This is a genomic window from Pseudonocardia sulfidoxydans NBRC 16205 (genome assembly GCF_007989085.1).
Taxonomy (GTDB): Bacteria; Actinomycetota; Actinomycetes; order Mycobacteriales; family Pseudonocardiaceae; genus Pseudonocardia; species Pseudonocardia sulfidoxydans.
The window spans coordinates 59934-75165 of record NZ_BJVJ01000001.1 but is presented as its reverse complement, the minus strand read 5'-3'; the positions used below and the strand labels follow the sequence as shown (position 1 = coordinate 75165).

16 protein-coding genes are annotated in these 15232 nt (G+C 72.9%); all 16 read right to left on the bottom strand.

Annotated features, from left to right (window positions below):
• Window positions 1-1443, bottom strand: a complete 1443-nt coding sequence (locus PSU4_RS00325) for an MmgE/PrpD family protein (protein WP_147101388.1) — start codon at window positions 1441-1443, stop codon at window positions 1-3.
• Window positions 1436-2278, bottom strand: a complete 843-nt coding sequence (locus PSU4_RS00320; RefSeq protein ID WP_147101385.1) for a cyclase family protein — start codon at window positions 2276-2278, stop codon at window positions 1436-1438. The genes PSU4_RS00325 and PSU4_RS00320 overlap by 8 nt, the downstream gene beginning before the upstream one ends.
• Window positions 2279-2307: 29 nt before the next feature.
• Window positions 2308-3537, bottom strand: coding sequence for a CaiB/BaiF CoA transferase family protein (locus tag PSU4_RS00315; protein WP_147101382.1), 1230 nt, complete (start codon window positions 3535-3537; stop codon window positions 2308-2310).
• On the bottom strand, window positions 3534-4370 hold the full coding sequence (locus PSU4_RS00310) for an IclR family transcriptional regulator (protein ID WP_147101379.1): 837 nt from the start codon (window positions 4368-4370) through the stop codon (window positions 3534-3536). The genes PSU4_RS00315 and PSU4_RS00310 overlap by 4 nt, the downstream gene beginning before the upstream one ends.
• Window positions 4371-4390: 20 nt before the next feature.
• Window positions 4391-4813, bottom strand: coding sequence for an Ohr family peroxiredoxin (locus PSU4_RS00305; protein WP_147101376.1), 423 nt, complete (start codon window positions 4811-4813; stop codon window positions 4391-4393).
• Window positions 4810-5640: an alpha/beta fold hydrolase gene (locus tag PSU4_RS00300; protein ID WP_147101372.1), complete on the bottom strand. Its 831-nt coding sequence runs from the start codon at window positions 5638-5640 to the stop codon at window positions 4810-4812. The genes PSU4_RS00305 and PSU4_RS00300 overlap by 4 nt, the downstream gene beginning before the upstream one ends.
• Window positions 5637-7031 (bottom strand): M20/M25/M40 family metallo-hydrolase, encoded by a 1395-nt coding sequence (locus tag PSU4_RS00295; protein WP_147101369.1) that lies wholly within the window; start codon window positions 7029-7031, stop codon window positions 5637-5639. The genes PSU4_RS00300 and PSU4_RS00295 overlap by 4 nt, the downstream gene beginning before the upstream one ends.
• 67 nt (window positions 7032-7098) lie before the next feature.
• On the bottom strand, window positions 7099-7848 hold the full coding sequence (locus tag PSU4_RS00290) for an SDR family NAD(P)-dependent oxidoreductase (RefSeq protein ID WP_147101366.1): 750 nt from the start codon (window positions 7846-7848) through the stop codon (window positions 7099-7101).
• On the bottom strand, window positions 7845-8723 hold the full coding sequence (locus PSU4_RS00285; RefSeq protein ID WP_147101363.1) for an ABC transporter permease: 879 nt from the start codon (window positions 8721-8723) through the stop codon (window positions 7845-7847). The genes PSU4_RS00290 and PSU4_RS00285 overlap by 4 nt, the downstream gene beginning before the upstream one ends.
• 30 nt (window positions 8724-8753) lie before the next feature.
• Window positions 8754-9584 (bottom strand): ABC transporter ATP-binding protein, encoded by an 831-nt coding sequence (locus PSU4_RS00280; protein ID WP_147101360.1) that lies wholly within the window; start codon window positions 9582-9584, stop codon window positions 8754-8756.
• 48 nt (window positions 9585-9632) lie between these two features.
• Window positions 9633-10751 carry an ABC transporter substrate-binding protein gene (locus tag PSU4_RS00275; protein WP_147101357.1) on the bottom strand — a complete coding sequence of 373 codons (1119 nt, stop codon included), beginning with the start codon at window positions 10749-10751 and terminating at the stop codon, window positions 9633-9635.
• Window positions 10748-11161 carry a nuclear transport factor 2 family protein gene (locus PSU4_RS00270; RefSeq protein ID WP_147101354.1) on the bottom strand — a complete coding sequence of 138 codons (414 nt, stop codon included), beginning with the start codon at window positions 11159-11161 and terminating at the stop codon, window positions 10748-10750. Before PSU4_RS00270 ends, PSU4_RS00275 begins: the two co-directional genes overlap by 4 nt.
• The gene (locus PSU4_RS00265) at window positions 11161-11472 is read right to left on the bottom strand and encodes a hypothetical protein (RefSeq protein WP_147101351.1); all 312 of its coding nucleotides are present in this window, start codon (window positions 11470-11472) and stop codon (window positions 11161-11163) included. Before PSU4_RS00265 ends, PSU4_RS00270 begins: the two co-directional genes overlap by 1 nt.
• A complete protein-coding gene (locus tag PSU4_RS00260; RefSeq protein WP_147101348.1) occupies window positions 11469-12563 on the bottom strand; it encodes a class I SAM-dependent methyltransferase in 1095 nt (364 codons plus the stop codon). The genes PSU4_RS00265 and PSU4_RS00260 overlap by 4 nt, the downstream gene beginning before the upstream one ends.
• 137 nt (window positions 12564-12700) lie before the next feature.
• On the bottom strand, window positions 12701-14737 hold the full coding sequence (locus tag PSU4_RS00255) for an oxidoreductase (protein ID WP_147101345.1): 2037 nt from the start codon (window positions 14735-14737) through the stop codon (window positions 12701-12703).
• 280 nt (window positions 14738-15017) lie between these two features.
• The gene (locus tag PSU4_RS32710; RefSeq protein ID WP_281290647.1) at window positions 15018-15146 is read right to left on the bottom strand and encodes a hypothetical protein; all 129 of its coding nucleotides are present in this window, start codon (window positions 15144-15146) and stop codon (window positions 15018-15020) included.
• Window positions 15147-15232 lie beyond the last annotated feature (86 nt).

The following is a 15232-nucleotide window of genomic DNA, read 5'->3' as shown; positions in this document are numbered from 1 at the left end:
CTACTCCTCGGTCGAGGTGGGGGTGAGCCGGGCCAGCAGGCGCCCGACGACCGCGGCGTCGTCGGAGCCGGCCAGGCCCAGCACGGTGTCGGTGACCTCGTCGGCGACGGCGGAGGCCACGTCGGCGGGCAGCGTCACCGCGAGGTTGTCGCGGAACTTGCGGGCGTGCTCGTCGTCGGTCAGCGGCCGGTCGGGGCCGCCGCGGTTGGTGAGCACCTCCTCGGTCCACTCCGTCCCGTCGGCGGTGGTGACGCGCAGGACCGCCGGGAACTGGTGGGGGAACACGGCGTCGCACCGCTCGTCGGCGATGACGTCGACCTTCGACATCAGCGCCCGCCGGTCGGGGTCGGCGGCGAGCGCGTCGGTGTAGTCGCCGAGCGCCGCGCCGAGCCCGCCGCCGCCGAACAGGCCGACGGCCACGGCGTAGGGGCCGGAGAACTGGGCCTGGTACCCGGTGACGGGCGCCCGCTTGGTCTCGATCGGCTCGCCGATGGTGCGGATCACCGCACCCGGCACGCCGAGCACCGCGGCCGTGACGTCCTGCGGGCGGACGCCCCGCTCGCGCAGCCGGGCGGCGGCGTCGACGGCAGTGTGGGTGAAGTGGTTGGCGGGGTAGGGCTTGAAGAAGATGCCCGGCACCGCCCACTCGTCGCCGAGGCCGTCGGTGATGGCGCGGTGGTCGGCCTCGCCGCGCAGGAACGCCTCGAAGAACCCGAACCGGCCCTCCAGGACCGTGGGCGGGCCGGTGAACCCGCGGCGGACCAGCTGCGCGGCGGTGACGGCCGAGTGCGCCGCCCAGCCGCAGTGCAGCCGCTTCACGGTGCCGCCCGTGCGGTTGGCCTCGATGACCCCGGCCGCCATCGACGCGGTGATGCCGAGCGCGTCGCGCACACCGTCCTCGCCGAGGTCGAGCAGGAGCGCGGCCGCGGCGGCCCCGCCCATCGCCCCGCAGATCGACGTCGCGTGCTGGCCGTGTTCGAAGAACACCGAGTTGCCGAGCGCCTCGTCGTAGCCGGCCATGCCGAGCCGGACGGTGATCTCCAGCCCGACCGCGACGGCCTCGACGGTCCGGGCGCCGGACGCGCCCGCGTACTCGGCCGCGGCGAGCGCGGCCGGCACCACGGCGGCGCTGGGGTGCAGCACCGACGGCAGGTGGGTGTCGTCGTAGTCCAGCGAGTGCGCGGTGACGCCGTTGGCGAACGCCGCCCACGCGGCGGGCACCGCGGCGCGCAGCCCGACGGCGTGGGCCTGCGGTGCACCGCCCTGCTCGGCGACGTGCTCGAGGGCGGCGCGGCTCGTCGGCAGGTCGAGCGCGGCGACGCAGAGCCCGAGGACGTCGAGCACGCGACGACCGACGCTCGTGGTGACGTCGTCGGGAAGCGGGCTCTGGGTGGACTTCGCGGCGAAGGCCGCGAGGTGTTCGGACAGCGTGCGCTCAGCCACCGCTGACCACCGCCAGTGGCCGGACCGGGGAACCGGTGGCGCCGAACAGGGCCAGCGGGCTGAGCACGAACAGGAACTCGTGGACGCCGGCGGCGGCGAGGTCGTCGAGCGCCATCGCCTCGATGATGTAGATGCCCGCCTCGACGAGCAGCACCCGGTGCGCCGGCAGCACCGCGTGGCCGGCGCCGGGGGCGAGCCGCTCGAAGGCGATGGTGTCGGCACCCGCGGCGTGCAGCCGGCGCTCGGCCAGCCACTGCGCTCCGGCCTCCGACACCCCGGGGACACCGGAGTCGTGGCCGACGTAGACCTTCGGGTCGGGGTCGGTGAAGTGCCGTCCCCAGCCGCTGCGGACCAGGACGACGTCGCCCTCGGCGGGCACGGTGCCCTGGCGCTGCACGGTCGCGTCGAGGTCGTCGCGGGTGATCTCGTAGCCGTCGGCGCAGTGCGCCACGCCGAGGGTGGTGGGGACGTCGAGGAGGATCCCGCGGCGCACGATCGGCGCGATGGTGTGCGCTCCGAGGTCGGCGTAGCGGCCGCCGATGCCGGCCTCGTGCGCGTCGGACCCGTCGTGGAGGCGGCCGTCCTGGGAGACGTGGGAGAACGCGTCGATGTGGGTGCCGACGTGCGTGCCCATCGTGATCATGTCGTTGGCCGCCGAGGCGCCGTCGCTGCGCACCCGGTCGCCGTGGCGGCGCGGGAGCGTGTGCCAGTACGGCGGGTGGTTCGGCGACTGCGGCATGCCGATGGTCAGCGGGCGGCCCAGGTCGTGGACCGTCACGCCGCCGGCGAGGGCGGCCAGGAGCGGGTCGGCCCGCTCTGTCGTCGTGGGGGTCATGCGTCCTCTCCGTCTCGCGGGAGGCGTCGTCAGGCGACGACGCCGCGCTCCCGCAGCTCTGCGACGGCGTCCGGGTCCATGCCCAGCTCGCCGACGAGCAGCTCGTCGGTGTCGGCACCCGGTGGGCGCCCGGTGAACCGGATCGACCCGGGGGTGCGCGACATCCGCCACATCACGTCGTGCATGGCGATCGGCCCGAGGTCCGGGTCCTCGACGGTCGTGATCATCTTCGTTCCCCGCACGTGCGGGTCGGCGACGATGTCGCTCGCGTCGTAGATCGGGGCGACGGCGGCACCGGCGGCGGCGAACGCCTCCGACACCTCGTCGCGGGTGCGCGCGGCGATCCAGTCGCCGACGTAGCTGTCGAGCAGGTCGGCGTGCTCGGCGCGCTGGGCACCCGTGGCGAACCAGGGCTCGTCGATCACCTCGGGGTGCCCGACGAGCTCCATGACGCGCTCGGCGACCTTCTGCGCGCTCGTCGACACCGCGACCCAGCGGTCGTCCTTGGTGCGGTAGGTGTTGCGCGGCGCGTTGTTGGCCGAACGGTTGCCGTTGCGCATGCCGATCTCGCCGAGCTGGTCGTACACCGTCGGCCCGGGCCCGACCGCGGTCAGGATCGGGGCGAGCAGGCTCATGTCGATCACCTGGCCGCGGCCGCGCTCGTCGCCGGAGCCGTGGTCGCGGGCGTAGAGCGCCATCGACACCGCCGACGACGCCGCGATCCCGGCGATGCTGTCGGCCAGCCCGAACGCCGGCAGGGTCGGCGGCCCGTCGGCCTGCCCGGTGAGGTGCGCGAACCCGCTCATCGCCTCCGCGAGCGTGCCGAAACCGGCGCGCGAGGCGTAGGGGCCGGTCTGGCCGAACCCGGTGACACGCACCAGGACCAGGCCGGGGTTGAGCTCGTGCAGCACGCCGGGGCCCAGGCCCCAGCGTTCGAACGTGCCCGGCCGGAAGTTCTCGACGACGACGTCGGCGCCGCGGACCAGCTCCTTGAACACGGCCGCGCCGCCCGGGTCGGACAGGCTCAGCCCGATCGTGCGCTTGTTGCGGGAGATCTCCTTCCACCACAGCGGGACGCCGTCCTTGGACCGGCCGTGCCCGCGCATGCTGTCGCCCGCGACGGGGTGCTCGATCTTGACGACGTCGGCGCCGTAGTCGCCGAGGATCTGCGCGCACAGCGGCCCGGCGAGGATGGTCGAGGCGTCGATGACGCGGACGCCGGCGAGCGGGCCGGCCGGGGCGGTGGGGGAGCTGGTCACAGCGCGTCCACCACGCCGTCGGGCTGCCAGCCGAGCTCCAGGCTGATCTTGTGCGCGGCGGCGACGACGCGGGTGCCGTAGTCGGCTGCGACGTCGGGGCCGAACCGGTCGACCGGCCCGCACAGCGACACCGCGCCGAACACACCGCCGTCGGCGAGCAGCACCGCGGCGGCGACGCTGCCCGCGCCGTGCTGGCGCTCCCCCCGGCTCGCGGCGTACCCGCACTCGCGGATCGCGCGCAGATCGGCGCGCAGCGCGTCGGCGGAGGTGATGGTGTTCCCGGTGACGGCCGCGAGGGCGTGCGCCTCCAGGTACTCCTCGACCTCGGTGTCGGAGAGCGCGGCGAGGATCGCCTTCGACGACGAGCCCGCGTGCAGTGCGTGTGCGGTGCCGAGCGCGACCGACATCCGGATCTCGTGCGGGGACAGGACCTGGTCGATGTAGACGCGGGCCGCGCCCTGGCGGGCCGACAGCGTCGCGGTCTCGCCGGTCTCCTGCACGAGCCGCTGCAGATGCGGCCGGGCGATGCGTGGCACGTCGAGGCCGCGCAGCGCGGCCATCCCGACCTGCAGCGCGCCCGTGCCGAGCCGGTAGCCCTTCGTCACCTCGTCGAAGGCCAGGAAGTCCAGCGCGACGAGCTCCTTGAGGATGCGGTGCGCGACCGTCTTGGACAGTCCCAGCTCGCGCGAGATCGCCGAGACCCCCATCGCCTCGGGCGCCCGCTCGGACAGCGTGCCGATCACGGCCAGTGCCCGGGCGAGGCCCGAGCGGGAACCGGCGTCGGTCGCGCCGGGGTCCTGCGGCGGATCGCCTCCCGTCGACAACACGTGCATGTCCCCCCTGTCCTTCCCGGTCACGGCGCGCCCCGGACGTCCAGCGTCACGGTCGCGCCGACGCGCAGCGCGTTCGAGTACGGGCACACCTGGTGGGCGCGCTCGACCAGGCCGGCCAGTGTCGCCTGCGGGCAGTCGGGCGCGTCGACGGTGAGCGCGGCGCTGATCGAGTACCGGCCGTCCTCGCCGGCGTGCAGCGAGACCGCGGCGGTCACCGTCGGGTCGCCGATCTTCTCCTTGGCGGTGCGCGCGGCGCCGTGCAGCGAGCTCAGGAAGCAGGCCGCGTACCCGGCGGCGAACAGCTCTTCCGGGTCGGTGCCCTTGCCGGTGCCGCGGGTGGCGGGCCGGGCCAGGTCGAGGTCGAGCGACCCCGACGCCGAGCGGGCGTGCCCGTCCCGGCCGCCGGTCGCGGCGACCTCGGCGGTGTAGAGAGGGGCCGTCATCGGGCACCGCCGGCGTGGGCCGGTTCGCGCAGCACGTAGCGGGTGAGCTCGTCGGCGAAGGCCTCGGGCTGCTCGTCGGCGACGAAGTCCGTCCCCCCGGGGATGGTGACGAGCTGCGCGTGCGGCAGTGCGGCCGTGACCTGTGGGGTCATCCGGTCGACGAGGTCGTCGCCGCCGTGGAGCAGCAGCACCGAGAACGTGTCGAGCCGGTCGGTGTCGACGACGTGGTCGAACACGGCGCGGTAGGCCGTCGCGTAGTCGGGGCCGGTCTGCAGGTACTCGACGACCTGCCGGTCGGTCTCGGCGACGTCGAGGCGTGGGTACAGGCCCTTGACCCGGTCACGGATGACCTGCACGTGGCTGCCGTCCTCGGCCGGCTCGTAGGGCGGGGCGTAGACCGTCTTCTTCTGGACGCGCTCGGCGTCGTCGTAGAGCGGCAGGCCCTGCAGCACGATGCCCTCGACGCGCTCGGGCTGCTGGAACGCGGCCTCCGCGGCGATCACGGCGCCGGTGTGCTGGCCGAGCAGGTGCACCCGGCCGAGGCCGACGGCGTCGGCGAACGCCCAGGCGGCCTCGGCGTACTCGGGGATCGACCACGTCGTCGGCGTCGGGTCGGACATGCCGAAGCCCGGCGTGTCGGGCGCGACGATGCGCAGCCCGCGCTCGGCGAGCGGCTCGATGACGGCCTCGTAGGTCGCCGACGACAGCGGCGACTGGTGCAGGACCAGCACGGCCGGCGCGTCGGGGTCGCCGCCGTGGCGGTAGTGCACCTGGCCCCACGGCAGGTCGACGTACCCGCGCCGGGCCCGGCCTCCGAGGCTCCTCACGCCGACTCCTCACTGTTCTCGGTGGCCATCGCGGCCATGATCTCGATGACGTGCTTGATCCCGGCCCGGTAGTCCTCGAGCAGGATCTGCTCGTTCGGGCCGTCGACGCCGGAGTCGGCGCGCGAGACCCCCACGCCGACGATGGGCCGGTCCGCGAGCACGCCCTGGTTGCCGATCCACTGCGTGTAGGGCTCGATCACCGGCTCGCTGCCGTAGGTGCGGCGGGCGGCGTCGGCCACCAGCGCGACGAACGGGTCGCGATGGTCGGTGAGGCTGGGCCGGCTGGTCGCCATGACGTCGATCTCGACGTCGGCGAAACCGGTCGCGTCCAGGTGCGCGCGGATGGCGTCGACGACCTGCTGCGGGTCCTGTCCGGCGACGAGCCGGACCTCGATCTTCGCGGTCGCCGTCGCGGGGATGCCGAGGGTGACGTCCTGGCGGTCGTCGCCACCGGAGAGGCTCGCGACGGTCAGCGTCGGGCGGGTGCGGATGGCGACGGCGGCCTCGCGGTCGTCGACGTCGCCGAGGAAGCCGTCGACGCCCGCGCGGCGCCGCAGGAACTCGCCGTCGAACTCGACGTCGCCGAGCAGTTCGAGCTCGGCCTCGGTCGGTGGGCGGGCGCCGTCGGCGAAACCGGGGACGAGCACGGTGCCGTCGGGGGCGACCATCCCGGCGATCGCGCCGACGAGCCGCGTCGTGGCCGAGGCGAGCAGCGCGGTGTTCTGGCTGGTCAGCTCACGGGGCAGGGTGCGGACGTTCAGGCGCAGGTACAGCACGCCCTTCTCGCCGAGCTTGAGCAGCGGGCGGCCGGTGCTGTCGCGCCACGAGTTCTCCCACAGCGCGGCGTCGGAGGCGAGCCGGTCGGCGTGCGCGGCGGTGAACGAACCCAGTCCGGGGGAGTGCAGCATCTGCTTGCCCTCCATGATGAACACGCTGGTCACCGGCGGGGTGAGACCCGCGAGCCGCCACGCGGCCACGGCGTGCAGGCGCGACATGATCGCGCCCTTGTCGTCGGCCACCCCGCGGGCGTAGAGGGCGCCGTCGCGGATCGCGGCCTCGTAGGGGCCGCTGACCCACTCGGAGTCGTCGCCGGCGGGCTCGACCTCGACGTCGTAGTGGGTGAAGTGCAGCAGCCGCTTCGGCCCGCCCGGGGCCTCGGCCAGCACATAGGGGTGCGAGTGCTCCCATTCGATGACGTCGGCGGTCGCGCCGTGGCGCCGCGCCGACCCGGCGAGCCACTCGGCGGTGGCGGCCATCTTGTCGGGCTCCTGGCGGCGGCTGCGGAACCGGCACAGCTCCTGCAGCTCGGCGACGAACTCGTCGAAGTGTGCGTCGACCGCGGCGAGTGCGGCGTCGACGTCGGCACGGCTCGGTGCCGGGGCCGTGCTCACCTGGGTGCTTCCGGGCGCGTCGCCCACGGTGGTCCTCCGGGAGGTGTCGGGGAATCGGGGAACGGGGTCAGTGGATCGTGACGCCGCCGTCGACGAAGATCGTCTGGCCGGTGACCATGCCGGCCGCGGGGCTGAGCAGGTAGGTCACCGTGTCGGCGACGTCCTGCGTCTCGGCCATGCGGCCCAACGGGATCGTCGCCATCTTGTCGGCCATGTACGCGTCGTTGCCGCGCAGGTCCGACGTCATGTCGGTCGGCACGATCGTCGGTCCGACGGCGTTGACGCGGATGCCGTCGGGCGCCCACTCCAGGGCGAGCACCCGGGCCATGTGCATCACGCCGGCCTTGCTGACGCAGTAGCCGAGCGTGTTCAGCACGGCGATGTGGCCGTTGGTCGAGCCGATGTTGACGATCGAGCCGGACGTCTGCGCCAGCGCGGCACGGGCGGCCCGGCAGACGCGGAACGTGCCGGTCAGGTTGACGTCGAGGACGTCGGTGATGTCGGTGTCGGTCATGGTCGCCGCCGGGCCGCGGCGCACGATGCCCGCACCGTTGACGACGTGGTCGAGCCGCCCGTGCCGGGCGAGTACCTCGGCGACGACCGCGTCGGCCGACTTCTGTGACCGCACGTCGAGGGTGTGCCGTGTGTGCGGCGCGCCGAGCGCGTTGGTCCAGTCCGCGGCAGGCAGCACGTCGGCGTTCGCGACGGTCGCGCCGCGCTCGGCGAGTGTCTCGGCGATGGTCTGTCCGATGCCGCGGGCCGCGCCGGTGACGAGCGCGACCCGGCCGGCGAAGGAGTTCGGGTCCTGCCTGGTCACGCCGCGATCACCCGGCTCTCCTCGGCCCAGAACGCGACCTTGCGCTGGGTGAAGCGGATCAGCGAGTGCGCGAGCAGGCCGAGCACCGAGAGCACGACGAGCACGGCGAACATGCCGGCGATGTCGAAGTTGTAGTTCGTCTGCAGGAGCAGGTACCCGAGGCCTTCCTTGGCGCCGATGAACTCGCCGACCACCGCGCCGAGGATCGCGAACACGATGCCGATGTCGAGCCCGGCGAAGATGAACGGCATCGCGCTCGGCAGCCGCACCATCCGGAAGATCTGCAGCTTGCTCGCACCGAACACCGTCAGCATCTGGATGCGGTCGGCGTCGGCGGCCTTCAGACCCTCGATGACGTTGATCAGCATCGGGAAGAACGAGATGACCGCGGCCATGACGATCTTGCTGGTCAGGCCGAAGCCGAACCACACGACGAACAGCGGCGCGAGCGCCACCTTCGGCACGGTCTGGAACGCGACGACGTAGGGCATCAACGTCTTCTCGACGAGCCGCACCTGCGAGATCGCGGTGCCGAGCAGGACCGCGGTCCCGACGCCGATGACGAAGCCGATCAGCGACTCGCGCAGCGTCACCTCCAGGTGACCCCAGAACAGCGCGTCCGTGAGCTGCGACCACAGGGACTCGACGATCCGGGACGGGACCGGGAGCACGTAGTCGTCGACGAACAGTGGGATCACGAACTCCCACAGCACGATCAGGACGACGAACACGCCGGGGACGAGCAGCAGCTCGGGGCGCTCGCGGACGTCGAAACGACCGCTGCGCCGCTGCTTCGCGGCCTTCTTCGCGGCCTTCTTCGCCGCCGGGCCCGGCGGGCCGGCGACGGGTGCGCCGGTGGGTGTCGCGGTGGTCATGCGGGTCCTCCTCTCCAAGCCGCGCCGGGCTCAGTCGATGACGCTGGTCGCGTTGAAGTGCCGGCGGATGCGCTCGACGTAGATGCCGGCCCGGTCGCTGGCCATGACCGACAGCTCGCGGGGCCGGTCGAGCTCGACGTCGATGACCTCGGCGATCCGGCCGGGCCGCGCGCTGAGCACGACGACCCGGTCGGACAGGAACACCGCCTCCGGGATGGAGTGCGTGACCAGGACGATCGTCTTGCCGCTCTGCTGCCAGATGCGCAGCAGCTCGACGTTCATGTACTCGCGGGTCATCGCGTCGAGGGCACCGAACGGCTCGTCCATCAGCAGCACCGCGGGGTCGTGCACCAGCGCGCGGCAGATGCCCGCGCGCTGCTGCATGCCGCCGGACAGCTCGTAGGGGTAGCTGTTCGCGAACTCGGCGAGGCCCACCATCTCGAGCAGCTCGTCGGCCCGTCTGCCGAACTTCTCCTTGTCGAGGCCCTGGACCTCGACGGGCACCAGCACGTTCTGGCGGACGGTGCGCCACGGCAGCAGCGTCGCCGCCTGGAACACCATGCCGATCTGGGGCAGGGGCCCGCGGACGTCGGTGCCGGCGATCTCGACCTCGCCCTCGCTCCGGCCGACGAGGCCGGCGAGGATCTTGAGCAGAGTCGTCTTCCCGCACCCCGACGGGCCGACCACCGAGACGAACTCGCCGCGGCGCACCGACAGGTCGATGCCCTGCAACGCGACCGTCGGGTCGGAGCGGCGTGCCGGGTAGGTCTTGTCGAGACCGGCGACGCGGATCCACGCGTCGGTGTCGGTCCCGGCCGCAGTGGCCGGACTGGTCTGCCGGCCGGGTGCGCGCAGGCTCACGGCGTGTCCTCCATGGTCGGGGGTCGGCCCGTCAGTGGGTGTGCGGGATCAGGGCGTGTAGTCGGCGGCCTGCTTGACGACGGCGGCCGAGTCGAACTGGTTGGCGGTGGCCAGCTGCGAGGGGTCCCACAGCTCGTCGATCTGGATCGGCGCGGTGATCTGGCCGGCCTCCTGCGTGTAGCTCTGGGTCTTCGCCCACTCGGCGTCGCTGATCGCGCCCCAGTCCTTCCACGACGACGGCTCACCGGTCGTCGGGGTCGCGGTCTTGATCCAGGCCTCGAGGGTCTGGGTGTCGCCGGCCAGCCGCGTCGCCGGGTCGGCGCCGCCGAGGATCTGCGGGAACACCTCGTAGCCGATGCGCATGGCGGCCTCGGGGTTGGAGGCGGAGAACAACATCGCCTTGTACGCGGCACGCAGGAACTTCCCGTAGGCCTCGGGGTTGTCCTTGAAGGCGTCCGTCGCGACGGTGAACGTCAGCGAGCGGATGCCGTCGAAGATGTCGGGGTTGTCGAGGTAGGCGAGCTTGGTGCCGGCCAGCTCGATCACGGTGTAGGCCTGCGTGTAGAGGGCCAGCGCGTCGACCTGTCCGCCGTTGAGGGCGGCCGCGGCCTGGGCGCCGACACCCACCGGGACGAGCTCGACGTCGGTCGCCGGGTCGAGGCCCGCGGACTTGACGAACGCCCGGGCGTAGGGCGCCGAGCCGGACGCGAGGCTGATCACGCCGAGCTTCTTGCCCTTGAGGTCCGCGGCGGCCTTGACCGGCGAGTCCGGCTTGGTCGCGATCTGCCACGGCCAGTTCTGGACCAGGCCGCCGATCGCGGTGATCGGGACGTTCTTCTGCGCGGCGGCGAGCCCGGAGCCCGCGTCGGCCGCGGTGATGCTGCCGCTGCCCGAGGCCACGGCCTGGATCGCGGCGACGGAACCGTCGGCGTTGATGGTGTCGACGGTCAGGCCCTCCTCGGAGAAGTAGCCCATCTTCTGCGCGACGGCGTAGACGGCCACCTCCTCCTTCGGCCCGATGACCGCCGAGGCGATGGCCATCGTGAGCTTCGTCGGCTCGCCGCCGCCACTGCTGCTGCCACCGTCGGCGCTGCCGCCGCCACAGGCGGAGAGCAGCAGGATGCTGCCGGCGGCGAGCGCGCCGAGCAGCCGTCGTCCGTTCTTCATGAGGTCGTCTCCAGGGGGAGGGGGGACGCCGCGTCCGCCGCGGCGATCGAGAGGTCGTTGAACACGTGCTGCTCGGCGATGCGGTCGCCGTCGAACACGAACACGTCGACGAAACGGATCCCGGAGAAGGACGTGCCGTCGAGCCACCTCCCGGACAGGGTGCCCAGACAGGTGACGGTGGTGGCCCCCGAGCCGTCCGAACCGGCGAGGTAACGCCGTTCGGGCTTGCCGACCTGCAGATATCGACCCTTCGCCGCGGCCACCATCGACGGCAGGTCGGTGAAGACCACCCCGCCGGGGAACACGAGCCGGGCGTCCGGAGCGAGCAGCGTGGCCGCCTCGTCGAGGCGGCGCTGCTCGCACAGCGTCAGGTACTCGTCGACCCTGTCGACGGCGGCCGCGGACGACATCAGCCCGCCTTCGTGGCGAGGGCGTCCTCCCACTGCTCGCGCAGCGGGTGCTCGGCCGGGCCGGACTCGGTGATGATCCGGACGAGCCGGCGGGTGTAGGCGTCGCGCTCGCGATCGAGCGTGGCGGCCTCGTCGGCGGTGGCCCGGAAGGTGTCCAGGTCGCCGGCGGTCAGGGTGCCGGAGCGCACGAGCAGCGCCTCCAGCGCACGGGTGCGCTGGCGTCCGACGTGGACCTCCGTCGCGAGCTGCAGGACCAGGTCGAGCAGCTTGGAGATCCGGCGGTCGCCCAGGTAGTCGAACTCCTCGCTCACGAGGCCACCTCGGTCTTCTCGGCGGGACGGGTCGCGGTCAGGACGGCCCACGGGAAGTGCCACTCGGGACGCGGTCCCCAGCCCTGGGGGCGCATGCCCTCCAGGCGCTCGTCGAACGGCGTCCAGCGCGCATCGGTGAGGCCGTGCTTCGCGCACAGCGCGACCAGGTCGTTGTCGAACAGGTCGTGGAAGAACGGCTCGTTGTTGCGCTCGGCGTGCTCGACGACCGTCGCGTCGCGCAGTGCCTCACCGGTGGGCTGGAACTCCAGGAACGCGACCGTCCCGCCGGGCTTCACGACGCGCGCCGCCTCGGCGATGGTCTCCTCGATGACCGTGGCGGGCATCTCGTGCAGCAGCATCGTTCCGGTGACGACGTCGCAGGTGCCGTCCTCGATGCCGGTGGTGCGGGCGTCGGCCTGCCGGTACCGGACGTCGATGTCGGCGTCCGCGCTCTCCGCGTGGGCCAGCCGCAGGTTCGGCGCGGCCAGGTCGACGCCGATCACCTCGGCCGTCGGGTAGCGCAGCTTGAGCGGACGGGTGCTCTTGCCGAAGCCGCAACCCATGTCGACGACACGGGTGGCCTCGGGCAGCTCGGGCAGCGCGGTCGTCGCGAACAGCTGGTGGAACTTGTAGCCGTCGTTGTCGCGCAGCATGACGATGCGCGCGCCGAACTCGTAGACGTAGGCCGACAGATCGTCGGAGAACACACCGCCGGGTTGGACGTGGATGTCGTAGTCGGTGTACCAGTCCGGCAGATCCAGGTCGGGATCGAGCTGCAGGCTGCCGTCGGGACCGGCGGGGGTGTCCTCCAGCTGGCCGAGCAGTTCCTCGCGGCGGCTGATGACCGCGTCGCCCGCGATCTTCCACAGCATCTTCTGCTGCACCCGCTCGAGGTGGCTGAACCACGGGTAGAGCGGCAGGTCGTGCAGCGCCGAGCCCGCGTCGGAGGCGGTGGCCGGGTCGGCCCCGGTCGCCGCGAACTCCGCGACCAACGCGGGGTAGATCGTGTCCGACCAACGCTTGCGCATGGTGAGCACGAAATCGACGGCGGACCGCTCGTCGAGCGTCAACTGTTCCTCGATGTCGAGCACGAGATGACCTCCGGGGTCGTTGGCCGGCGGGTGCCGGCACGGTGCGTTCGGTGTGGTCGGCGTCGTTCGGGTCGGCGTGGTTCGGGTCGGTGTCGTTCGGGTCGAGGAGGCGGTCGGTGTTCCGGTCCGCCCGGGGTTCAGCGGGTCAGCGCGAGCAGGAAGGGGGCCGGGTCGGCGATCGTGGTGTGCACCGCCCCGGCGAGCCGCCCCTCGTAGAGGGCCTCCAGGGCCGTCCGGGGGGAGTTGGCGTCACCCGCGAGGTGCAGCCGTGGTCCCGGCCCGCCGTCGACCAGCGCGTCGAGGGCCCGGTGCAGCTCGTCGTCGGCGGAGCCGGAGCCCGCGTCGACGACGAGGGTGACGCCCTCGACCCGCGTGCGGGCACCGCCGACGACCTCGACGAGGTCGACGGCGTCCGGGCCGGCAGCCTCGGGCGTGCACATCAGGTGGACGTGCACGCCGAGGTCCGACAGCCGCGGGACGAGCGCGAGCTTGGAGTAGGTGGTGATCTTCGGGCTCAGCGGCGCCGACGGCGAGACCAGGTGGACCTGTGCGCCGCGGCCGGCGAACCGCTCGGCGAGCGAGGCCCCGGGCCAGCCGCCGTCGTCGTCGAGCACGAGCACGGTGCCCGTCGGGGCCTGCTCGGCCTCGACGAGGTCGACGGCGGTCCAGATGTCGACGACCCGGGGGCCGCCGGGCAGCTCCCGGCGCGCGGGCCGTGACCCGGTCGCGACGACGACGTCGTCCCAGCCGCCGTGGACACTGTCGCCGTCGACGACCTCGGCCGGGCTCACCCGGTGGCCGGTGACGATCTCGACGCCCGCGGCGCGCACGGCGCGCACGAGGTCCTCCACCAGCAGTGCGAGGCGGTCGCGGCCGTGGACCCGAGCGGCGGTGCGGATCTGGCCGCCCAGCTGCTCGGTGGCCTCGACGAGCCGGACGGTGTGGCCTGCCCGGCGGGCGGACAGCGCCGCCTCCAGGCCCGCCGGGCCGCCGCCGACGACGAGTACCCGCCGTGCCGGGGCCGCCGCGGCGCGCTCCCGGTGTGCGGACCACTCGCCCTCGGCACCGACCTCGGGGTTGACGACGCACGAGATCGGCAGACTCTGCTCGACGCGCGAGATGCAGCCCTGGTTGCACGCTAGACAGTTGCGGACGTCCTGCGCCCGGCCCGCTGTCACCTTGCGCACCAGGTGCGGGTCGGCGATGTGCGGACGGGCGAGCGCGACCAGGTCGGCGTCGCCGTCCGCGACCAGCTCGGCCGCCTCAGGCAGCGTGTCGAGCCGGCACACGGCGATGACGGGCAGACCCGCCAGCGCGCGGCGGAACGCGGCGGCATGGTGGCGGAACGGCGCGTGCCCGAAGCTCATGTCCGCCATCTGCGTCGAGAGCGACCAGCTGCCGTGGTAGGCGGAGTGGCTCACGTGGACGTAGGCGAGCGGGAACTCCTCACGCAGCAGCCCGACGATCTCGACCATCTGCGCGACGTCGAGGCCGCCGGGCAGGAACTCGTCGGCGCTGATCCGGATGCCGACGGGGAGGTCGGTGGCGCCGCGGACGGCCCCGAGGACCCGGCGGGTGAGCCGCATCCGGTTCTCCAGGGATCCGCCGTACTCGTCGTCGCGCCGGTTGGTGACGGGGGAGAGGAACTGCTGGAGCAGGTGCCCGTGGCCGAGGTGGACCTCGAGGCCGTCGAGCCCGGCCAGCTGCATGCGGGTCGCCGCCGCACCGAAGGCGTCGACGACGGTGTCGAGGTCGCGACGGCCCATCGCCCGCGGAACCTGCGCACCCGAGGTCCAGCGCAGCGGCGACGCCGACCAGGCGACGGTGCGCGTCGCGTCCCCGTTGGCCTGCCGGCCGGCGTGCATGATCTGCGCGAACAGCTTGGCGCCCTCGGCCTGCACCGCCTCGGCCATCGCTGCGAAGGCCGGGATCGACGAGTCGTCGAAGCTGCCGAGGCTGATGTGGCGCCCGGCGCTCGTCGGATGCACGCGGACGGCTTCGGTGACGATCAGCCCGACGCCGCCGCGGGCCCGCTCACGGTGGTACTCGACGTGGCGGGGGGTGGGGAGGTTCGCGTGCCCGAAGTTGGTGGTGTGTCCCGGGACGACTACGCGATTGCGGAGCGCGACGCCGCCGATCTCCGTCGGCGACAGCACCGCCTTGATCGCGTCCACCCCAACCTCCTTGTTCCGGTGAGCCGTACGGCATTCCGATGAGAGGAACGTAGAGGCGGGCTGTCCGAAAAGTCAACGATCGGTCGGTAACCGTCGTGTTTCGGCCAACTGAATCGATCTGAAATGGCTTTGTTACGGAAGTCATGTGCGGGTCCGCAGAGTCTGGACGCCGTCGACGCCGTATCCGACGCCCGCGGCAGCCGCGATGAAACGGATTATCAGGACAATCCGACGGGCGAGGCGTCGTCATGCGTCAGGCGACTGCCGAGGCCCGACAGGTTCAGTCGGCGGCGAGCCCGTCGGCCACCCGCGTGGCCGTGGCGACGACCTCGTCCGCGACGCGTACGCGCCCCGCGATGCGCCCTGGGCCGTATGGTCGGGCCGGATCGGTGCGCTGCGCATCCGCCACCGCGATGACCCTGCGGCGCACGTCCGCGCAGCGCGGACCCGACGCGCTCCCGCTCCTCATCCGCTGACGCCCACCCGACGCCCCGC